Below are 19,608 nucleotides of genomic sequence, written 5' to 3'. Positions count from 1 at the left end.
CTGCGATGGAATGTGTTTAAAACACCTCCAGTACCGCCATTGTAAGCGGAAATCATACTGTACTCGAGAGAGGTAGGGTGATGGACTTCTCTTAAATAACGATTTTTTAAAATGTAGAAATACGCAGTACCGGTATCGATGTTGTTTTCTGGATTAAACAAATATTCAGGGCTTGGCTGGCCTGAGCGCTTTTTCACGAGCTTGAATACGTCTCGACCGGCGGTTTTAGGTACAACTTGCATTAAGCCATACGCATTTGCCCAACTTACTGCGTACGGGTTGAAGCTGCTCTCGGTTTTAATAATGGCGTATATCAAATCTTCTGGAATATCGTATTTCTTGGAAGCTCGGCGCACGATATCGGCGTATTGGTAGCTGCGTGTTGAAAAATGGTCTTCAACCATGGGGATTTCGACGTAATACGCTTTCTTGAAATCTACGTCTTTGGTCTTGATCTTGTTTGCGATGAGATACTCCGCAAATCGGTTTGCCCGCCAAGACCACTGAATTGGCTTATTGTCTTGATCGACAACTTGTTTATACAGAAATGGTTGCCCTTCTAACGTGATTCCTTTTGAGGAGAACAAGTCGACGTGAGCTGGATCGTCTGGCGTGAGTAAGGTAGTGACAATCGCCTCTTTGAGGTGCTTTTGGGGCTCGGTAGGTGATACGGTTTCAATCGTGATCACGCCTTTGCGAAAGTCGACCTCGGCACGGCTAAGGTAGTTATCGATATATTTGACGTAATTACTTTTGCCTGCGTACTTAATTTCTTTTTTACCCCAGCGCTTTTGAATATTACCAGAGAAACTATTGATCAGGGCATCTAACGCGGCGGTATCTTTTTCAAATTGTCCAGGTAGCTCAGCTAAGTTATTGGCAAAACGGTTTGTGGGCTCGTAGTTGACGTCATAAATCTTTTCGACGAATTCACGGCTACAGCCAGCCATTAAAAGTGCGGCAGCAATAAAGACAATTTTTTTCATAAGTATCAGGGCTATTGAAGGTAATAGAAAAATGACACCACAAGTGGTTGTGATGTCATTGTTTTAACTCAAGCGACTTTATTCGCTCGGCGGTGTGTAACCTTCGATATGAACGTCTTTTCCTTCAAAGAGGAAGTTTACCATTTCTGTTTCGATCAGTTTTCGGTGCTCTGGATCCATCATGTTGAGTTTCTTTTCGTTGATCAACATGGTTTGTTTGTGTTGCCACTGAGCCCACGCTTCTTTCGAGATGTTGTCGAAAATGCGTTTACCTAGTTCACCAGGGTAAAGTTGAAAGTCTAGACCTTCGCCTTCTTTTTTTAGTCGAGCACAAAATACAGTGCGGCTCATAATGACTCCTTGTATTCAATTAACGAAGTTCGTGGGGTAGCGCTTCCAGCAATAGTTTTACTGGCGCGGCTAAACCGACTTCTTCAGGTTTAGATAAGTTATACCAAAGACCTTTGTTGCCTTCCATTATCACGTCCGGTTGCTTTGATAAATCAATCAAAATTGGCGTGATATCGAGGTGGTAATGGCTAAAGGTATGGCGAAAGGTAATCAGTGTTTGCTGCTGCTTGATATTGCTGGCTTGAATGCCACGTTGATCCAGTAGCAATTCAATGTCGTTTTCTACATCCACATGTTCGGTTTGTGGGAAGCAAAATAAGCCACCCCAAATGCCTGTTTGTGGTCTTTGTTCTAACCACACTTCATGACCATTTTCGGTGTTGTGGTGAAGCATTACAAAACGAGTTTGCTTGATTGGCTTGTCTTTTTTCGGTTTTTTACCCGGGTAGTCGAGCACATTGCCTTGTTGTTTTGCCACACACAGATCCGCAACAGGGCAGAGGCTACATTTGGGTTTGCTGCGTGTGCAGACCATCGCGCCCATGTCCATCATTGCCTGGTTATACTTATCTACGTCCGTTTGTGGGGTATGCGTTTCGGCAATTTCCCACAGCTGGTTTTCAACCTTTTTTTGTCCTGGCCATCCTTCGACTGCGAAACAGCGGGATAGGGTGCGCTTCACGTTGCCATCAAGAATCGCATGTGGTTGTTTATACACAGACGATAAAACGGCGGCTGCGGTAGAGCGGCCAATCCCCGGTAAGGCGTTCATTTTCTCTATATCAAGAGGAAACTCACCATTGTATGTAGAGGCGACCTCTTGTGCTGCTTTGTGAAGGTTACGGGCTCGGGCGTAATACCCTAAGCCAGTCCAAAGGTGCAGGACTTCATCTTGCTCAGCATTGGCAAGATCGATAACGGTTGGAAAACGCTCCAAGAAACGTTGGTAATACGGAATAACCGTAGTGACCTGAGTTTGCTGAAGCATGATTTCAGACAACCAGACACTGTATGCGGTCTTATTTTGTTGCCACGGAAGATCTTTTCTTCCATATGCGTCATACCATTCTAGGATGGCATTGGCGAAAGGTGTCACGACTTGCTCTGTATTCTATTATTGGTTAGGTGCAAAATTGCACCACATAATGGGCAAGAAGTACAACGGATAAACAGTAGGGATATAAAGAGGTGTGCTATTGCTTTTGGGCTGCCATAGGCCAAGAGCTCAACAAATACTTGCACCTCAGTAAATTCTTTGGATAATCCCCGCTTTGATTAATCAATGTGCAGGCAAAATCAATGAGTGAAGTAACCACTAACGAATACAACGAAGACGGAAAGCTGATCCGCAAAATCCGCAGCTTTGTGCGCCGTGAAGGGCGTTTGACTAAAGGTCAAGAGAGCGCGATGAATGAATGCTGGCCAACGATGGGTATTGACTTCAAAGCTGAACTTCTCGATTGGAAAGAAGTGTTTGGTAACGACAACCCCGTTGTACTAGAGATCGGTTTTGGTATGGGTGCTTCATTGGTTGAAATGGCAAAGAATGCACCAGAGAAGAACTTCATTGGTATCGAAGTACACAGCCCGGGTGTTGGTGCTTGTCTTGCGGATGCGCGTGAGGCGGGAGTTACTAACCTGCGTGTGATGTGCCATGACGCAGTAGAAGTGTTTGAGCATATGATTCCAAACGGCAGCCTATCGACACTGCAGTTGTTCTTCCCAGACCCTTGGCACAAGAAACGTCACCACAAGCGTCGCATCGTTCAATTAGGTTTTGCTGAAATGGTTCGTGAGAAGCTGATCCCTAATCAAGGTATTTTCCACATGGCGACAGACTGGGAAAACTACGCAGAGCACATGATTGAAGTTATGAACCAAGCGCCAGGTTTCGAAAACATTGCTAAAGATGGTGATTTCGTTCCTCGTCCAGACGACCGTCCTTTAACGAAGTTTGAAGCTCGTGGTCACCGTCTTGGTCACGGTGTGTGGGATATCAAATATAAGCGTATCGCGTAACTAGAGGAGTTCATGGGATGTACCATTACGCGATATTAGCGAATCCGGGTCATAACCGAATTTACTTTGATAGCGCAATGACCATTGCCTGTTCAGAGCTAAAAGCAATTTTAGCTTCACAAGGCGTGGATGTGACAGAAATTGGTAGTAAAGAGGTTGGCTTACCTGCAGCGTTGGTGTTTTCTTGTCAGGAAGCTCTAAGCGATGAGCAGACGCGAAGAATCGCAGCCTCTTCGATTTACTATGCACTATTTGAAGTGCGCGAAGATGGTTTACTTCGACCAATTCAAGCGCCAGCGTTCAATACTTTCCCGGAAAGCATGAGTCAGATTCTGCGTTATACCGGGAAAACAAACGAGCAGTTTACTCGCTTGATGGTGAATATCGGCATTAGTGCGTCCAATACGGGAAGTGAGCAGCTGACCTTAATGGATCCAATGTGTGGTAAAGGTACAACCTTGTTTGAAGGCTTGATCCATGGTTTGAACGTGGTGGGGGTAGAGATCAATGCCAAGTGGGTGCAAGAGATCCAGACCTTTATCGTTAAGTTCATGAAGAATGGCCGCTTTAAGCACAAAGTGAGCAAAGAAAAGCGCACAGCGGGTGGCAAGAAAGTGGCGGATGGTTTCGTGGTTGAAGCAGCAGCGAATAAAGAAGATTACAACCAAGGCAATCTTCAGTTTATGAAGCTGTATTCGGCTGATACTCGTATCGCTGATCAAGTCGTGAAAAAGAACTCAGTTGATGTGATGGTGTCTGACTTGCCTTACGGCGTGCAGCACGGCAGCAAAAATGCCAAGGACAGCAAACTGAACCGTAGTCCACTAGAGCTTTTAAACGAGGCTCTGCCTGCATGGAAAGTGGTATTGAAAAAGCAAGGTTCAGTGGTGTTGTCTTTCAATGAATTCACATTGAAATGGAAAGATGTCGCGGCATTATTTGAAGAGCAAGGTTGGAAGGTACTTTCAGAAGAGCCTTACATCGGTTATCTTCACCGTGTTGATCAATCTATCAACCGCAATATTATTGTGGCAGTAAAACCATAATCGACTTGAGTCGAACGAACCCTATGGAAAAGCCAACGACACGTTGGCTTTTTTTACCTCTGAGCTCAACGAGTTCTCTTGTAAATAGAAGGTAGAGAATGAAACCGACAGTGGAAATTTTGACAGATATTTTGGCGGAAGTACGCCCTTTAATCGGCCAAGGTAAAGTGGCTGATTACATTCCTGCTCTGGCAAAAGTACCCAGCAACAAGTTAGGTATTGCGGTATACACCAACGAAGGTGAGGTTATTAAGGCGGGTGATGCCGATGAACCTTTCTCTATCCAATCTATTTCAAAAGCATTGAGCTTGACGTTAGCGATGTGCTTGTACAAGCAAGAAGAAATTTGGTCTCGAGTGGGAAAAGAGCCTTCGGGGCAGGCATTTAATTCGCTAATCCAGCTAGAAATGGAGCAAGGTATTCCTCGTAATCCATTTATAAATGCTGGAGCGATAGTAGTGGCAGATTTGTTACAAACTCGCTTATCTGCACCTCGTCAGCGCCTGTTGGAATTTGTGCGTCAGCTTTCTGGTGATACCCATATTGTGTATGACAAAGTCGTTGCGGCATCCGAAATGATGCATGGTGATCGTAATGCGGCGATTGCATATCTCATGCGCTCGTTTGGCAACTTCGAAAATGAGGTGATTCCAGTACTACAAAACTACTTCCACGCTTGTGCGCTGAAGATGAGTTGCGTCGATTTGGCTAAAACGTTTAGCTATTTAGCAAACAAGGGCACATCGGTACAAACGGGTAAGCCTGTAGTTTCTCCTGTGCAAACCAAACAACTTAATGCACTGTTAGCAACGTGTGGCTTGTATGATGGCGCGGGCGAGTTTGCTTATCGCGTTGGTATGCCTGGTAAGTCTGGTGTTGGTGGTGGCATTATCGCGGTAGTACCTGGTGAAATGACCATTTCAGTATGGTCTCCAGAGCTTGATCCTTCAGGTAACTCGCTTGCGGGTACTAAGGCGCTTGAGCTGCTCTCAGAGCGAATTGGCCGTTCAATTTTCTAATGTTGGAAATGTGTCAACCTTATTTAGGACGGCACAGTTTCTAAATAAAAAGCCTCTCAATTGAGAGGCTTTTTTTGTTTTGGGGTTGCGTTACTCTTCGCTTTCTTCGGCCATAAAGGCTTCGAGCAAATCATTAAGGAAGAGCTTCCCTTTTTCAGTAATTTGCCAATGGGTAGCCGTTTCACTCAGGTAGCCCATTTCTATCGCCCAGTCGATGGTTTCTTGAATCGTACTAAGCGGTAAGCCCGTGGTGTCCACATAATCTTGCTTCGGACAGGCTTCGATTAAGCGGAATCGGTTCATAAAAAACTCGAATGGACGATCTTCATCCGCGACGACATGTTCTGTATGCAGATAAGGTTTGACCATATTTTGATAAGCCGCTAAATAGCCTCGCGGGTGTTTTACCTTTGTCGTTCGAATAATACGTCCGTCGGTAAAACTGAGTTTGCCATGAGAGCCACAACCGATACCAAGGTAATCACCAAAGCGCCAGTAGTTGAGGTTGTGCTGACACTGATAGCCCGGCTTGCTGTAACCGGAGATTTCATATTGCACATAACCCGCGGCTGCAAGTTTTTGGTGTCCGAGCTCGAAAATATCCCACAAGTCATCATCGTCAGGTAGCGTTGGTGGCTTGTAGTAGAACATGGTGTTTGGTTCGATGGTCAGCTGATACCAAGACAAGTGCGGCGGTGCCAACTCAATCGCTTTGTCCAAATCTGCCAAGGCTTGTTCGATGCTTTGATCAGGTAAGCCGTGCATGAGATCGAGGTTAAAGCTGTTCAAACCGATTTGGTGCGCCAGCTGAGCAGCGTTGACGGCTTCGTCTTGGCCGTGAATACGCCCCAAACGCTCAAGCTTTTGTTGCTCAAAGCTTTGCACGCCGATAGAGATACGCGTTACCCCGGCTTTACGGTAGCCAACAAAACGCTCTGCTTCGATGGTGCCTGGGTTCGCTTCCATGGTTATTTCGATTTCAGGCTTGAACGGAATACGCGCTTCAATGCCCTTAAGTAGACGCTCGATGCCTTCTGCCGAAATCAAACTCGGCGTACCACCACCAATGAAGATTGAATGCAGTGGACGTGGCGCTTCGTTAAGTCGGTATTTCTCAATGTCGGTATCCAAATCTTCTAAAAGGGCACTGATGTACTCTTCTTCTGGAATCTCGGTTTTGAGCGCGTGAGAGTTAAAGTCGCAATACGGGCACTTTTGCACACACCACGGGATGTGTACATACAAGCTGAGTGCTGGGGGCGTTAACATGGTCTAATTCGCTCGTGATTACTGAGACACTTGCTCAGACAGTTGAGCAAACAACGACTGGAGCGCTTTACCGCGGTGAGACAGTTGTTTCTTACGTGCAGGTTCAAGTTCGGCTGATGCACAGTTGTCTTCAGGAACAAAGAAGATTGGGTCGTAGCCAAAGCCATTTTCACCGTGTGCTTCAGTTAGAATTCGGCCTTCCCATTTACCGTGACAGACGATAGGCGTTGGGTCGTTCTCGTGACGCATGAGGACTAATACGCAGTGGAAACGTGCTGTACGCTCTGCTTCTGGTACGCCTTCCATTGCCGCTAGCAATTTTTCTAGATTCTCTTGATCAGATGCGCTCTCGCCTGCGTAACGTGCAGAGTAAATGCCCGGAGCGCCTTTTAAGAAATCGACTTCTAATCCAGAGTCGTCTGCAATGGCAGGAAGCCCTGTTTCTTGTGCGGCATGGCGAGCTTTAATGATTGCGTTTTCAATGAAAGTTGTACCCGTTTCAGCTACTTCCGATACATTGAATTCACTTTGCGCTAATACTTCAAAGCCGAAGTCAGACAACAAATCTGCCATTTCACGAACTTTGCCTTGGTTACCAGTTGCTAGCACAATTTTTTTCATGGGAATCTCTTTTAATAGTGATAGAGGAGAACAAATCGTTCTCCTCTAGATATTCTTTAACTAATAAGTGGTTTTTAGCCTGCTTAGATCCAAAAGCTTTTGGAACATCACAACCCAATTACTCTTCAACATAAAACTTCTGGGTGAATTTAAGCTTACCTGAGCCTTTGTTTCCAGCTTTTACGTCAATATCGAAAGTAAAAGTTTCTTCGTGGGTAATTGGCAGTTCGGCTAAATAGTATATCGCATTGCCTTCTTTGACTTCACGAAAGGTCAAGGTCTGAGTTTGGCCGATAAGGTTCTTCGCGCGTCCAGCAATTTTTGCTTCTAATGCTGGCTTACCCAATGAAGCTCTATCTAACACGCTAATATTAACCACAGCGAGGTATCCATTACGTTTGATATCGTAGCTACGTGCGACTTTGGGTGTTAGGAATGTTGAGTTAAACGCGACATAGTGTACTTCGATATCTTTCATATTTTTAAACTGATCGGCGAAGCTTGGTAACGACAACAGGCTAATCAGTAATGCGGTAATCCATTTGCTCATTGTTACTTCCTCAAAGCACTTGTTATAAAACAACCATAGCTGCAATTTTACCTTGGTCAGGGGGTAAAAAATGCGTACTCAGTCGTTGGTATTAGTAAGTGTGGTACAAAATCGTAAATAAAAAGCCATCATATGATGGCTTTAATTTCTATCGGTATCTGGGTAGGCGATTCTATCCGAATTTGTTTGTGCCGTCCTAATTCACCTTTTTCTATGTGAACCAAGCCCTTAGCGATTTTAAACTGCTTGGCTAAGAACTTAGTTAGGTGTGCATTAGCTTTGCCATCGACAGGTGGAGCAGTAATGGCGATTTTTAGCTCTTCACCATGCAAGCCAACGATTTTATCGCGGCTAGCTTTAGGTTGAATATAGAGCTTCAGGATGATGTCCTCACCATCTTGCCAAACTGCAGCTGACATTATAGCTGGAACCAAATTGGACCAATGATATCGCCCATTAAGAAGTTCGCGAACTGCAAGCCGATAAATAACACCAGTACGCTTAAATCAAGACCACCAATAGCCGGAAGAATACGACGGATTGGAGCGCACATTGGCTCGGTCAGTTGATGGAATACGTACTCGATAGGGCTGCGGCCTTGGCTTACCCAGCTCAAAATTGCACGGATCAATAGTACCCAGAACAATAGGCCACCTGCGGCTTTGATTAATGATAATAAGCCCAAGAATAAGAAGTCAGCGCTGAAAGAGACGGAACCGTTCGAAGCTATTAGGATAAGCACGACAAATTTAAGCACACACAACACGTAGGCAAACAACACGGTTGCTAGGTCAATATTCCCCACGGAAGGGATAACGCGGCGCAATGGACCAATGACCGGCTGAGTCGCTTTTACTATGAATTGCGAGAATGGGTTGTAGAAGTCTGCGCGCGCAGCTTGCAACCAAATTCGCAAAATTACGACCATGATGTACAGGTCAAATAGGGTTGAGATGAGAAAACTCATTGAATTCATAAGGTACCCTTAACAAGTGATGGATGATACTAAACGGAGTTCATCCAAATAATTAAAACAGTTTTTCCATTTCTTCCGCGCGAGCCACAGCAGCTTGCATGGCTTTAGCGACAATATCTGAAAGTTGATGTTCGTTGAATGTACGCAGTGCTTCTGCCGTTGTCCCACCTTTCGATGTCACGTTCTCACGCAGGGTCGATAGCTCAGTTTCTGGGTTGCTAACCACCATACTGGCCGCGCCCAATGCAGCTTGTTGAACCAATAGTCGAGCAGTCTCTTTATCAAAGCCTTGCGCAATCGCTTCTGCTTGCATCGCCTCCATAAACAGGAAGAAGTATGCCGGAGCACTGCCTGCTGCGGCAATCACATTATTAATGCCAGACTCTCGCTCAACCCAGCATACCTTACCGACCGCTTCCATTAACTCTGCGGCAAAAGCTTTGTCTTGCTCAGTTACATGGGCTGGTGCGAATAAACCACTCATGCCCAATCCCAGTTGTGATGGTGTATTTGGCATAACACGAACCAAGTTCAATTTGGTGGCTAGCATATCATCCAATCGTGAACAGTTGATGCCAGCGGCAATAGAAATCACCAGTTTATTAGTGAAATCGATCGCTTGCAGTGGTTTACAAACATCAGCCATCATTTGCGGTTTCACAGACAATACCACCACATCCGCTTCGGTCGCCGCTTGGATGTTATCGCTGGTGGTACGGATGCCAAAATCTTGTTCTAGCGGAAGACGGCGAGCCTCTGAAGGAGCTGTCGCGGTAATGTTTTGCGCTGGGTATCCGTTAGCAACCAAGCCAGAAACAATGGCTCTCACCATGTTGCCAGCACCAATGAAGGCGATTTTTTTATGTTCCATTTGTCTGATTTCCATCATGATATTTAGAGTTTGTTGTGCGCTCAGGTGTATAATGGCGCCGCTGTTACTTACTGCTCCTATTGGCGAGTAAGATGATTGCGCGATTTACTCTTTAATTTAACGACGAATTTATGTCGCGAGTGAGCGTTTTGTTAATTTAGCTGTAGTCTCGTGCGCCGAAAATAGCGGTTCCAATACGAACCATTGTACTACCAGCTTCGATTGCAGCGGTCATATCACCACTCATTCCCATTGATAATGTATCGATTTCTGGGAACTGAGCTTCGAGTGTTTGCTTCAATGTGGCCAACTTCTGAAACTCATGAAGTTGTGATTCGTAGTCAGACACGTTGGCAGGAATCGACATCAACCCTCTTAAAGTGAGGTTGGGTAGGCGAGAAATCAACTCCGCCAGCTCGAATACTTCCGCTTCGGTGACACCAGACTTAGATGCTTCACCACTGGTGTTAACCTGAATCAGAACTTGTAGCGGTTTAAGTTCACTGGGACGCTGATCATTCAGGCGTTGAGCAATCTTGGTTCGATCGATGGTGTGAACCCAATCGAAATGTTCAGCAACAAGTCGCGATTTATTCGACTGAATCGGGCCAATGAAGTGCCATTCGATTCGATTATCTGGATAATGCTCGGCAAAGTGCTGAACTTTACTGACGCCCTCTTGGACGTAGTTTTCACCAAAGGCGGTTTGTCCCGCTTGGTAGGCTTCGAGAATTGCCTCGACAGGTTTAGTTTTGCTTACCGCTAGAAGTTGCACTGACTCTGGAGTTCGACCACATTTTTGCTCGTCATATCGAATTTGAGAGGTGATATGTTCAATATTTTGTTGAATACTACTCATAGCTGTACTTTAGACTTAAGGATTTTAAATGGATATCACTGAGTTACTGGATTTTAGTGTAAAACATAATGCCTCGGATCTACATCTTTCTGCAGGTGTCCCACCAATGGTTCGTATTGATGGGGATGTGAGAAAACTAGGCATTCCAGCGTTTACACACCAAGAAGTGCATCGTTTGGTTTTCGAAATCATGAACGATGCCCAACGCAGTGAGTTCGAAGAAAAACTCGAAGTCGACTTCTCTTTTGAGTTGCATAACGTTGGTCGTTTCCGTGTCAACGCTTTCAACCAATCTCGTGGCTGTGCGGCAGTATTCCGTACCATTCCAAGTAGCATTCCAACTTTGGAAGAGCTGGAAGCTCCCGAGATCTTCAAAAAAATTGCGAACGCTGAAAAAGGCTTAGTTCTGGTTACTGGCCCAACAGGTTCTGGTAAATCGACGACCTTAGCAGCCATTGTTGACTACATTAATCGTAATCACAACAAGCACGTACTCACAATTGAAGATCCGATTGAATTTGTTCACAACAACAATAAATGTTTGATCAACCAGCGTGAAGTACACCGTGATACGCATAGTTTCCAAAACGCACTGCGCAGCGCATTGCGTGAAGACCCGGATGTCATTCTGGTTGGTGAGATGCGTGACAAAGAAACCATCAGCCTTGCGTTAACGGCGGCGGAAACGGGGCACTTAGTGTTCGGCACGTTACACACTAGCTCAGCGGCAAAAACCATTGACCGTATTATCGATGTGTTTCCTGGTAGTGATAAAGATATGGTCCGCTCGATGCTATCTGAGTCCCTTCGTTCGGTTATTGCGCAAAAGCTTCTGAAGCGTAATGGTGGTGGCCGTATTGCATGCCATGAAATCATGATGGCAACGCCTGCGATTCGTAACTTGATCCGCGAAGACAAAGTCGCGCAGATGTATTCGATCATTCAAACTGGTGCGGCTCACGGCATGCAAACCATGGAGCAAAATGCTCGTCAGTTAATGGCACAAGGTATGGTCGCTCGTGAAGAGGTCGATAGTAAGATCGGGTTAGAAGTGCAGCAATTCTCGTAATACGTAGGTGAACACGGAAGATGGATCTAAATAAATTTCTCGAAGGTATGCTGGCGCTGAAAGCGTCGGATCTTTACATCACGGTTGGTGCGCCAATTTTGTTTCGCGTGGATGGCGAATTGCGACCTCAAGGTGAAAAACTCACCGAGAGTGATGTAGCGGCATTACTCGACAGTGCTATGGAGCCAGATCGGCGTCAGGAATTTCGTAAAAGTCGTGAATCGAATTTTGCCATTGTGAGAGATTGTGGCCGCTTCCGTGTTAGTGCTTTTTTTCAACGGGAATTACCGGGTGCGGTGATTCGTCGTATTGAAACCAATATTCCCACCTTTGAGCAATTAAAGTTACCGTTAGTGTTACAAGATTTAGCGATAGCCAAGCGTGGTTTGGTGCTGGTGGTTGGTGCTACTGGGTCAGGTAAGTCCACCACAATGGCGGCAATGACGGGCTATCGAAACAGCAACAAGACGGGGCACATTTTGACGGTCGAAGATCCGATCGAATTCGTTCATGAGCATAAGCGCTGTATCGTGACTCAACGCGAAGTTGGGTTAGATACGGAAAGCTATGAAGTTGCGCTTAAAAACTCGCTGCGCCAAGCACCAGATATGATTTTGATTGGCGAGATCCGTAGCCGTGAAACAATGGAATACGCGATGACCTTCGCCGAAACGGGCCATTTGTGTATGGCAACGTTGCACGCCAACAATGCCAACCAAGCTTTAGAGCGCATTCTTCACTTGGTACCGAAAGATCAAAAAGAACAATTCTTGTTTGATTTGTCGATGAACCTAAAAGGTGTGGTTGGTCAGCAGCTGATCCGAGATAAGAATGGGCAGGGGCGCCATGGTGTATTTGAGATCTTGCTAAATAGCCCACGAGTATCTGATTTGATCCGTCGCGGAGATTTGCATGAGTTGAAGTCAACCATGGCTCGCTCAAATGAGTTTGGTATGCTGACGTTCGATCAATCTCTTTATAAGTTGGTGATGCAAGGTAAGATCAGCGAAGAGGATGCGCTGCACAGTGCCGATTCGGCGAATGATTTGCGCTTGATGTTGAAAACACAGCGTGGCGAAGCATTCTCTACGGGCAGTCTTGCTAACGTTAAGATCGATATGGATTAAGCGTGTTTAGACGAAAAAAGGTTGGCACTTGCCAACCTTTTCTTGTTTTGAGTATTGTGTTTTATTCACCCCAGAGGGCTTCAAACCAGCTTTCTAGAATCACCACCGCTGACTGGCAGTCCACATTCCCTTTCGATAGGGCTTTGTAGCCGCCCATGCTGAACAACTCCGCACGAGCTTCTGCTGTAGATAAACGCTCATCATGCAGTTCAACAGGTAAGCCGTATCGGCCTTGCAGACGCTTAGCAAATTTTCGTGCACGAGGGGTTATGGTCTCAAGGTCTTTGCCATGAAGATCAGTTGGTAAACCGACCACTAGCAAATCTGGCTGCCACTCTTTGATTTGCTTTTCGATATCGTCCCAATTTGGAATACCGTCATTGGCTTTAAAGGCTTTTAATGGGGAAGCTGTACCAGTAATTTCTTGGCCAATAGCGCTACCAATGCTTTTGGTTCCAAAGTCAAAAGCCATAATTGTGCGTGACATAAGGTGTCTCTATCTAATGTAACTGTATTTCGGACTAAGCATGTCCAGAGTCTGCTGAAAGATGACTGGGGTCGATGCCCAGCTTTTCGACCGCTTTCTTCCAACGCTCGTTGATTGGTGTATTAAAGATAATTTCAGGCGTCGCTTCAATGGTGAGCCAAGAGTTTTCGACCAGCTCATTTTCTAATTGGCCTGCACTCCAACCTGAGTAGCCAAGTGCCACTAAGTAATCACTTGGTTCTGCTTCTGTTCCTAACACCGAAAGAATATCACGTGAAGTGGTTACCGCGAGGTCATCGGTCATTTGAACGCTGGACTCGTAGTAATCTTTAGGTTTATGCAGAATAAAACCACGATCTTCCGAGATTGGGCCGCCATTGTAGACTGGTCTATCTAGGCTGGCTTCAAATAGGCGCGGGTGTACTGGCTGAACTTCCACCTGCTTGAGCATGTTGCCGACGGTGATATCAACAGGAGCATTGATCATCAACCCCATAGCGCCGTCTTCGCTGTGCTCACAAACGTAGATCACGCTGTTTTGAAAGTACGGATCTTTCATCCCAGGCATGGCAACCAAAAAGTGATTTGTGAGATTCATACTCATATTGACCCTTAACTCTCGTAAATGCCCTTAAGCAAACATCATACAGTTTACCATCTAGGTATGTGCATGAGTTTGCTTAAGTTAATGTACTACGCTCTCTATTAACTGTAATACAGTTTGAGTTATTCGCCTTTTACTCGACGCTCAATCGCATCCATCAGTTTGCCAGTGATTGAGATGTCAAAAGCTGCTTCAATTTCGCGAATACAGGTTGGGCTGGTGACGTTGATTTCCGTTAGCTTATCGCCAATTACGTCAAGGCCAACAAAGATAAGGCCTTTTTCTTTCAGTGTAGGAGCCACAGTTTGAGCAATCTTAATATCGGTCTCGCTTAGTGGTCGAGCCTCACCTGTGCCACCAGCTGCAAGGTTACCGCGCGTTTCACCTTTTGCAGGAATACGAGCTAGACAGTAAGGCATTGGTTCACCATCTACGACTAAGATACGTTTGTCACCGTTGCTGATATCTGGCACGAAGGTTTGCGCCATTGCGTAGTTTTGACCGTGGTTGGTCAGTGTCTCGATGATTACAGAGACGTTAGGGTCGTTTTCTTTTACACGGAAGATAGATGCGCCGCCCATACCATCAAGCGGTTTTAGGATGACATCACCATGCTTTTCACGAAACTCTTTAATTTTCTCTGCTTTTCGCGTCACGATTGTCGTTGGTGTCAGCTCAGGGAACCACGCTGTAAACAGTTTTTCATTACAATCACGTAGACTTTGAGGTTTGTTAACGATCAGTGCACCTTGTTCTTCTGCACGCTCAAGGATGTAAGTCGCGTAGATGTATTCTGTGTCAAACGGAGGATCTTTACGCATTAGTACAGCGTCTAGCTCAGACAGTTCGATCGTTTGCTCTGATTTGAACTCGTACCAACCGTTTGGATCTTCTTTTAGCTCCACCACTTTAGTATCTGCAATGGCAACGCCTTGATCGAGATGCAGATCATTCATTTCCATGTAGTGGATTTCATAGCCGCGTCGTTGCGCTTCAAGCATCATGGCAAAGCTAGAGTCTTTTTTGATGTTAATGGACGAAATTGGGTCCATCACAATGCCGAGTTTGATCATTATTTTTCTCCGTTTAACCAAGATCGCCGAAACGAACTTGTAAGGCTGTAATTGCTGTCAGAGCCGCTGTTTCGGTGCGCAGAACGCGAGGGCCGAGTAGCGTTTCTTCAAATTGATATTCTCGAGTCATCTCGATCTCTTCAGACGATAAACCGCCTTCAGGGCCGATCAGTAGGCGCACTTTCTCAACAGGTGTTGGCAGTGTGTTGATTGAGTAGTTAGCACGAGGATGAAGATTGAGCTTTAAGCCATCGTACTCTTCTTTACACCACTCTTCCAAGCTCATAATTGGACGAATTTCTGGAACGACATTGCGTCCACACTGCTCACAGGCACTGATGGCGATTTTTTGCCATTGCGCGAGTTTTTTCTCAAAGCGCTTTTGGTCAAGCTTGACGCCACAACGTTCGGAAATCAGAGGTGTGATGGTATTGACGCCAAGTTCCACTGACTTTTGGATAGTGAACTCCATCTTATCGCCACGTGAAATAACTTGACCAAGGTGCAGGTCTAAAGGGGATTCAATACTGTTTTCTACACGCTCAGTAATGTTAACCAAAACCGTCTTTTTGCTGACTTCACTGATAACCGCTGGGAATTCTGCGCCGCTGCCGTCAAATAGGAGAACGTCTTGGCCTTCTTTCATGCGCAGAACACGGCCGATATGGCCTGCTGCGTCGTCACTTAAAGCAAGTGAGCCAAGTTGATGAATGGTTTCTGGATGATAAATTCGAGGGATACGCATGAGATTTCCAGCAAGAGAATAAACTTAAACCCTAACATGGATGCTTTCTACCGAAAAAACAAGGGGCAAGAAGCGTTTCAATATCAGTTATTGAAACGCTTCAAGGTAGAGGAGTACTAGAGTGCGCGACAGGCTTTTTGAACAAATGGGTTATGATTGCCTTGTACTTTGGCAATGCGCTCGTCACGCTCACATTCCCATTTATCGACTGGGTAGGTTTTGTTCCAAGCACTCATCAACTGCGTTTGCTGTTTTGATAATTTAAAGCCGTACTCTTTGCTCATGTATAGGTAGGTACGAGCAATCGAACCTCGAGCACGGTCTGGTGGCATGACTTTACGCTGCTTAAAGTTCACTTGCATCTCACAGCGACCATAACTCACGCCATCGATGCCGTTCCATTGGCTAAAGTTGTAGTTCGAACGGTCACCGTTTACTTCACCAATGGCAGGGGTTAGGTTGTGCAGGTCTGCTTCCATCAAGCGAAAGGTTTTGTCTTTTTTCTTGCAGTTTTTACGTCCACCATCTTGCCAGCATTGACGCTGGTGGCCAAATTGCCACGCAGGTACCACATGCTCCCATTCGATTCGTGCGGCCCGCTTTTCCTGTTTACGGACTTGGTAACCGCAAGAGGCTAAATCTGGGGAGCCTTTTTTGCCTTGCCATTGAATGTTGCAGCCACAGTAAAAGCTCGTTGGATGGTCTTGATAAATTTTTACCGCCTCACGTTTGGCGGCAGAGAATGAGCTTGGTGGCGCGGCAACCGCAGTGCTAGAAAGCGCGATAAGTAACAAAGAGAATAGGTATTTCATGATTAAAGTCTTTATAAAGTATGACTTTATTCATGATAACACGCATAAAATAGCTTTAGTGATGAGTAAGTTAACAATAAATAGCGAAGGGAAGGTTTTGATAAACTCGATCTTTATTTTGGGAACGCAAGTAACACTATGAGATATAGATTACGATAACTGAATGCCCGTGAAGTTAAGTGGTTGGCGGCATTTTTGACAAGAATACGTTGCCTCTTTGCGCAGCACTTTATTATGACGGCGAATCGATAGAGGGTAGGTCATACAACCACAACGATACTCAAAGGTTTTACCTTGAACGGATTTTACTTCAAAGCTGTGAGTGGTTTTGGCTGGCACTTTAAATACGGCTTCCATGACACCTTGCCATTCTTTGCCGTGAGGCCTAACTCGTCCGTAAATCTGATAGGTAATTAGGTGAGCGACCTCGTGAGGAATGACTTCATCTAAGAACGCTTGGGTGTTTTCGCGAAATAAAACGGGGTTTAGGCGAACTTGATTTAATTGAAGGTAGGCTTTTCCTGCCGCTTTCCCGCGGACGTTGAAGGTGATTGTTGGAATAGGGAAAGAACGTTTGAAAGCTTGCTCTGCCATCGCGATGCAGTCCGCCATCACTTGCTTGGCTTTATAGCTTAGTTCTATATCCACAATTCACCTCGATAAATCAAATAAAAAAGCCCCCGCATTTGCGAGGGCCAGATCATAGCATCAGTTAATTACGGAGTGTGTTTTTTCTTGATGGTGGCATGGTAAGCGTGCCATGTACCGTAGCCTAGAATTGGCATGGTAAACAACATTCCGATCCCGTAGGTCGCAAAGCCGATAAGAATACCGCCGCAGATGATCGCTGCCCAAACAATCATCGCTGGAATGTTGGATTTCACGGCATTAAAGCTGGTAAATACAGCGGTCATCATGTCTACGCGACGCTCCATCATGAGCGGAATAGAAAAGGCTGAAATGCTAAACACCACACAAGCCAAAACAAAGCCAACTAAAGAGCCGATGACAAGGAAGGGTAGGAACTCACTTAAAGGTGCCCCTTGAACAGAAGGGTAGAGCGCATGAAGTAGAGCGGCAATGCGCATCCAAAATATCATACACACTGCGAGTAACACGGCGAATGCCCATTGAGATGTTGAGTTACGACCGATCGCTTTCATTGAATGGAACAAGCTAGCTTTGTGTCCGCGCTCTCTCTCCCAACTGGCATCATACAAACCGAGCGCGAGAAACGGACCAATTAACATATAAACAATCAAACTGGGCATGACGACCAAGTGTGTGCCTTGCCATTGTACGAGCAAAACAATACCTATCGCAGCCGCCATAAAACAGATGCCATAGAAAGCACTGATGAGGGGCATTCGCACGAAATCATGCAGACCTAATGCGAGCCAATGAAAAGGTGCAGAAAGATTGACCGTATTGCACGGTATGGTTCTGGCGTATTCGTTATCTGGCACTTCCTTTCGTTTGTTGTGGAAGTCCGATGGATTAACAGTTCGAGGCATAACTCCTCCTTGATTTATTCCCACATTATCCGCTTATACCAACTGACAGCGGTTTTTGTTCAGTCAAACTTGAGGCGACTTTTTCAAGCTTACATCTGAGCATTGGCTTAGTTTGGTATCGGCCATAAAGATGCCTGACTCATGTCTTTACTTAAGTGTTGCTGCCACAGTCGCCAGCATCCGACGTCTCTATTTAAATTGGAATTAACAATATTTTAACTATTGGCGGAGATGGGATAATTTACAAATAATTGCTTAAAATTTATTCGGTATAAAAATGAGGGAGAAACAGGACTGCTTTGTGGGGCAGGGCGGTATGAGCTTAAATGGCTGGATAAAAGTTGCTGAAAATAAAAAGCCCCCGCCATAGGCGAGGGCTTGATTGATTCTTGCTTAGCTTGATTATTTGATGCCAGCGAAATCGCGTAGAAGTGCAGCTTTGTCTGTCGCTTCCCACGGGAATTCTTCACGACCGAAGTGACCGTAAGCCGCTGTCTTCTTGTAGATAGGTTGAAGAAGGTTAAGCATTTCTTGTAGGCCGTATGGACGTAGGTCGAAGAATTGACGAACTGCTTCAATGATGATGTCGTGAGATACTTTCTCAGTACCGAACGTTTCCACCATGATAGACGTTGGATCAGCAACACCGATTGCGTAAGAAAGTTGGATCTCACAACGGTCAGCCATGCCAGCCGCTACGATGTTTTTCGCTACGTAACGTGCTGCGTATGCTGCACTACGGTCAACTTTTGATGGATCTTTACCAGAGAAAGCACCGCCACCGTGACGAGCTGCGCCGCCGTAAGTATCTACGATGATCTTACGACCTGTTAGACCACAGTCACCCATAGGACCACCGATTACGAAGCGACCCGTTGGGTTGATGAAGAAGTTTGTTTCTTTGTTGATCCACTCAGAAGGTAGCACTGGTTTAATGATCTCTTCCATTACCGCTTCACGCAGGTCTGAAGTTGAGATTGAATCACAGTGTTGAGTTGAAAGAACAACCGCGTCGATACCAACGATGTTACCTTGATCGTATTGGAATGTTACCTGAGATTTTGCATCAGGACGCAACCAAGGTAGTGTGCCGTTTTTACGAACTTCTGCTTGCTTTTGAACAAGACGGTGAGAGTAAGTAATTGGCGCTGGCATTAGTACTTCAGTTTCGTTACAAGCGTAACCAAACATGATGCCTTGGTCGCCTGCACCTTGTTCTTTAGGGTCAGCTTTATCAACACCTTGGTTGATATCTGGCGACTGTTTACCGATTGTGTTTAGTACCGCACAAGAATCTGCGTCAAAGCCCATATCTGAATGTACGTAGCCGATTTCACGAACGGTTTCACGAGTTAACTCTTCGATGTCTACCCATGCTGAAGTCGTGATTTCACCACCCACCATTACCATACCGGTTTTAACGTAAGTCTCACATGCAACACGAGCCTTTGGATCTTGCTCTAGAATCGCGTCAAGAACCGCATCAGAAATCTGGTCTGCAATTTTATCTGGATGACCTTCTGATACTGACTCAGAAGTAAACAGGTGCTTAGCCATGTTAGCTCCACTATATCTGGTTTAAAACTGGGGAATGATAAACTCTCCAGCGA

23 protein-coding genes are annotated in these 19,608 nt (G+C 45.5%); 5 read left to right on the top strand and 18 right to left on the bottom strand.

Going from position 1 to position 19,608, the window contains the following annotated elements; genetic code table 11:
- The 3 genes from CAG69_RS11615 to mutY form a co-directional block, all read right to left on the bottom strand.
- Positions 1-986 (bottom strand): murein transglycosylase domain-containing protein (locus CAG69_RS11615; RefSeq protein WP_161444275.1); only part of this gene is annotated, 986 nt, incomplete at its 3' end.
- 78 nt (positions 987-1,064) lie between these two features.
- Positions 1,065-1,337, bottom strand: coding sequence for an oxidative damage protection protein (locus CAG69_RS11610; protein WP_005381002.1), 273 nt, complete (start codon positions 1,335-1,337; stop codon positions 1,065-1,067).
- Between the two features lie 19 nt (positions 1,338-1,356).
- The gene (mutY, locus tag CAG69_RS11605) at positions 1,357-2,433 is read right to left on the bottom strand and encodes an A/G-specific adenine glycosylase (protein WP_161444273.1); all 1,077 of its coding nucleotides are present in this window, start codon (positions 2,431-2,433) and stop codon (positions 1,357-1,359) included.
- Positions 2,434-2,636: 203 nt separating this feature from the next.
- Between mutY and trmB the strand changes: the two genes are divergently transcribed.
- From trmB to glsB, 3 genes are all read left to right on the top strand, one after another.
- Complete coding sequence (trmB, locus tag CAG69_RS11600; RefSeq protein WP_048626017.1) at positions 2,637-3,356, top strand: tRNA (guanosine(46)-N7)-methyltransferase TrmB; 720 nt, start codon at positions 2,637-2,639, stop codon at positions 3,354-3,356.
- Between the two features lie 17 nt (positions 3,357-3,373).
- Positions 3,374-4,402 carry a TRM11 family SAM-dependent methyltransferase gene (locus CAG69_RS11595; RefSeq protein WP_104974790.1) on the top strand — a complete coding sequence of 343 codons (1,029 nt, stop codon included), beginning with the start codon at positions 3,374-3,376 and terminating at the stop codon, positions 4,400-4,402.
- Positions 4,403-4,500: 98 nt separating this feature from the next.
- Complete coding sequence (gene glsB / locus CAG69_RS11590) at positions 4,501-5,421, top strand: glutaminase B (protein ID WP_005381007.1); 921 nt, start codon at positions 4,501-4,503, stop codon at positions 5,419-5,421.
- A gap of 90 nt (positions 5,422-5,511) precedes the next feature.
- Here the strand turns inward: glsB and hemW are convergent, their stop codons facing one another.
- From hemW to CAG69_RS11555, 7 genes are all read right to left on the bottom strand, one after another.
- A complete protein-coding gene (gene hemW, locus CAG69_RS11585; RefSeq protein ID WP_042521300.1) occupies positions 5,512-6,690 on the bottom strand; it encodes a radical SAM family heme chaperone HemW in 1,179 nt (392 codons plus the stop codon).
- An 18-nt stretch (positions 6,691-6,708) separates the two neighbouring features.
- Positions 6,709-7,311, bottom strand: coding sequence for an XTP/dITP diphosphatase (locus tag CAG69_RS11580; RefSeq protein ID WP_006743095.1), 603 nt, complete (start codon positions 7,309-7,311; stop codon positions 6,709-6,711).
- 118 nt (positions 7,312-7,429) lie between these two features.
- Entirely contained in the window at positions 7,430-7,861 is a 432-nt protein-coding gene (locus CAG69_RS11575) for a DUF4426 domain-containing protein (RefSeq protein WP_005381010.1), read from the bottom strand.
- Between the two features lie 128 nt (positions 7,862-7,989).
- Positions 7,990-8,280: a DUF167 family protein YggU gene (gene yggU, locus CAG69_RS11570; protein WP_054577162.1), complete on the bottom strand. Its 291-nt coding sequence runs from the start codon at positions 8,278-8,280 to the stop codon at positions 7,990-7,992.
- Entirely contained in the window at positions 8,280-8,837 is a 558-nt protein-coding gene (locus CAG69_RS11565; RefSeq protein WP_005381012.1) for a YggT family protein, read from the bottom strand. Before CAG69_RS11565 ends, yggU begins: the two co-directional genes overlap by 1 nt.
- A gap of 52 nt (positions 8,838-8,889) precedes the next feature.
- Positions 8,890-9,708 carry a pyrroline-5-carboxylate reductase gene (gene proC, locus CAG69_RS11560; protein WP_161444271.1) on the bottom strand — a complete coding sequence of 273 codons (819 nt, stop codon included), beginning with the start codon at positions 9,706-9,708 and terminating at the stop codon, positions 8,890-8,892.
- Between the two features lie 157 nt (positions 9,709-9,865).
- Positions 9,866-10,567 (bottom strand): YggS family pyridoxal phosphate-dependent enzyme, encoded by a 702-nt coding sequence (locus CAG69_RS11555; RefSeq protein ID WP_054575409.1) that lies wholly within the window; start codon positions 10,565-10,567, stop codon positions 9,866-9,868.
- A gap of 28 nt (positions 10,568-10,595) precedes the next feature.
- On the opposite strand from CAG69_RS11555, the gene CAG69_RS11550 reads away from it, so the two are divergent.
- Together CAG69_RS11550 and CAG69_RS11545 are read left to right on the top strand one after the other, a co-directional pair.
- Positions 10,596-11,636, top strand: a complete 1,041-nt coding sequence (locus tag CAG69_RS11550; RefSeq protein ID WP_005381015.1) for a type IV pilus twitching motility protein PilT — start codon at positions 10,596-10,598, stop codon at positions 11,634-11,636.
- 20 nt (positions 11,637-11,656) lie between these two features.
- A complete protein-coding gene (locus CAG69_RS11545) occupies positions 11,657-12,763 on the top strand; it encodes a PilT/PilU family type 4a pilus ATPase (RefSeq protein ID WP_006743091.1) in 1,107 nt (368 codons plus the stop codon).
- A gap of 61 nt (positions 12,764-12,824) precedes the next feature.
- Here the strand turns inward: CAG69_RS11545 and ruvX are convergent, their stop codons facing one another.
- From ruvX to metK, 8 genes are all read right to left on the bottom strand, one after another.
- Complete coding sequence (gene ruvX / locus CAG69_RS11540; RefSeq protein ID WP_005381017.1) at positions 12,825-13,250, bottom strand: Holliday junction resolvase RuvX; 426 nt, start codon at positions 13,248-13,250, stop codon at positions 12,825-12,827.
- Between the two features lie 34 nt (positions 13,251-13,284).
- On the bottom strand, positions 13,285-13,848 hold the full coding sequence (locus CAG69_RS11535; protein ID WP_161444269.1) for a YqgE/AlgH family protein: 564 nt from the start codon (positions 13,846-13,848) through the stop codon (positions 13,285-13,287).
- Between the two features lie 128 nt (positions 13,849-13,976).
- Positions 13,977-14,927 carry a glutathione synthase gene (gene gshB / locus CAG69_RS11530; RefSeq protein ID WP_006743090.1) on the bottom strand — a complete coding sequence of 317 codons (951 nt, stop codon included), beginning with the start codon at positions 14,925-14,927 and terminating at the stop codon, positions 13,977-13,979.
- Positions 14,928-14,940: 13 nt separating this feature from the next.
- On the bottom strand, positions 14,941-15,672 hold the full coding sequence (gene rsmE, locus CAG69_RS11525) for a 16S rRNA (uracil(1498)-N(3))-methyltransferase (protein ID WP_005393970.1): 732 nt from the start codon (positions 15,670-15,672) through the stop codon (positions 14,941-14,943).
- Positions 15,673-15,788: 116 nt separating this feature from the next.
- Positions 15,789-16,484, bottom strand: a complete 696-nt coding sequence (gene endA, locus CAG69_RS11520) for a deoxyribonuclease I (protein WP_047008832.1) — start codon at positions 16,482-16,484, stop codon at positions 15,789-15,791.
- Between the two features lie 150 nt (positions 16,485-16,634).
- Positions 16,635-17,132: a SprT family zinc-dependent metalloprotease gene (locus CAG69_RS11515; protein WP_161444268.1), complete on the bottom strand. Its 498-nt coding sequence runs from the start codon at positions 17,130-17,132 to the stop codon at positions 16,635-16,637.
- Positions 17,133-17,200: 68 nt separating this feature from the next.
- Positions 17,201-17,998, bottom strand: coding sequence for a DUF2189 domain-containing protein (locus CAG69_RS11510; RefSeq protein WP_005381026.1), 798 nt, complete (start codon positions 17,996-17,998; stop codon positions 17,201-17,203).
- Between the two features lie 402 nt (positions 17,999-18,400).
- A complete protein-coding gene (gene metK / locus CAG69_RS11505; protein WP_005381027.1) occupies positions 18,401-19,555 on the bottom strand; it encodes a methionine adenosyltransferase in 1,155 nt (384 codons plus the stop codon).
- Positions 19,556-19,608: the final 53 nt, after the last annotated feature.

Source organism: Vibrio sp. V43_P6S15P86, assembly GCF_009904725.1.
GTDB classification, from domain to species: domain Bacteria; phylum Pseudomonadota; class Gammaproteobacteria; order Enterobacterales; family Vibrionaceae; genus Vibrio; species Vibrio diabolicus.
This window is presented reverse-complemented; position numbering and strand designations above follow the sequence as displayed.

Excerpts from the sequence above, each read along its gene's own strand:
- CAG69_RS11550 (WP_005381015.1), top strand. The coding sequence starts at position 10,596 with ATGGATATCACTGAGTTACTGGATTTTAGTGTAAAACATAATGCCTCG.
- CAG69_RS11565 (WP_005381012.1), bottom strand. The coding sequence starts at position 8,837 with ATGAATTCAATGAGTTTTCTCATCTCAACCCTATTTGACCTGTACATC.
- metK (WP_005381027.1), bottom strand. The coding sequence starts at position 19,555 with ATGGCTAAGCACCTGTTTACTTCTGAGTCAGTATCAGAAGGTCATCCA.
- ruvX (WP_005381017.1), bottom strand. The coding sequence starts at position 13,250 with ATGTCACGCACAATTATGGCTTTTGACTTTGGAACCAAAAGCATTGGT.
- CAG69_RS11580 (WP_006743095.1), bottom strand. The coding sequence starts at position 7,311 with ATGAAAAAAATTGTGCTAGCAACTGGTAACCAAGGCAAAGTTCGTGAA.
- CAG69_RS11575 (WP_005381010.1), bottom strand. The coding sequence starts at position 7,861 with ATGAGCAAATGGATTACCGCATTACTGATTAGCCTGTTGTCGTTACCA.
- endA (WP_047008832.1), bottom strand. The coding sequence starts at position 16,484 with ATGAAATACCTATTCTCTTTGTTACTTATCGCGCTTTCTAGCACTGCG.
- proC (WP_161444271.1), bottom strand. The coding sequence starts at position 9,708 with ATGGAACATAAAAAAATCGCCTTCATTGGTGCTGGCAACATGGTGAGA.
- gshB (WP_006743090.1), bottom strand. The coding sequence starts at position 14,927 with ATGATCAAACTCGGCATTGTGATGGACCCAATTTCGTCCATTAACATC.
- CAG69_RS11555 (WP_054575409.1), bottom strand. The coding sequence starts at position 10,567 with ATGAGTAGTATTCAACAAAATATTGAACATATCACCTCTCAAATTCGA.
- CAG69_RS11595 (WP_104974790.1), top strand. The coding sequence starts at position 3,374 with ATGTACCATTACGCGATATTAGCGAATCCGGGTCATAACCGAATTTAC.
- yggU (WP_054577162.1), bottom strand. The coding sequence starts at position 8,280 with ATGTCAGCTGCAGTTTGGCAAGATGGTGAGGACATCATCCTGAAGCTC.
- CAG69_RS11545 (WP_006743091.1), top strand. The coding sequence starts at position 11,657 with ATGGATCTAAATAAATTTCTCGAAGGTATGCTGGCGCTGAAAGCGTCG.
- hemW (WP_042521300.1), bottom strand. The coding sequence starts at position 6,690 with ATGTTAACGCCCCCAGCACTCAGCTTGTATGTACACATCCCGTGGTGT.
- CAG69_RS11610 (WP_005381002.1), bottom strand. The coding sequence starts at position 1,337 with ATGAGCCGCACTGTATTTTGTGCTCGACTAAAAAAAGAAGGCGAAGGT.
- CAG69_RS11535 (WP_161444269.1), bottom strand. The coding sequence starts at position 13,848 with ATGAATCTCACAAATCACTTTTTGGTTGCCATGCCTGGGATGAAAGAT.
- glsB (WP_005381007.1), top strand. The coding sequence starts at position 4,501 with ATGAAACCGACAGTGGAAATTTTGACAGATATTTTGGCGGAAGTACGC.
- CAG69_RS11510 (WP_005381026.1), bottom strand. The coding sequence starts at position 17,998 with ATGCCTCGAACTGTTAATCCATCGGACTTCCACAACAAACGAAAGGAA.
- rsmE (WP_005393970.1), bottom strand. The coding sequence starts at position 15,672 with ATGCGTATCCCTCGAATTTATCATCCAGAAACCATTCATCAACTTGGC.
- trmB (WP_048626017.1), top strand. The coding sequence starts at position 2,637 with ATGAGTGAAGTAACCACTAACGAATACAACGAAGACGGAAAGCTGATC.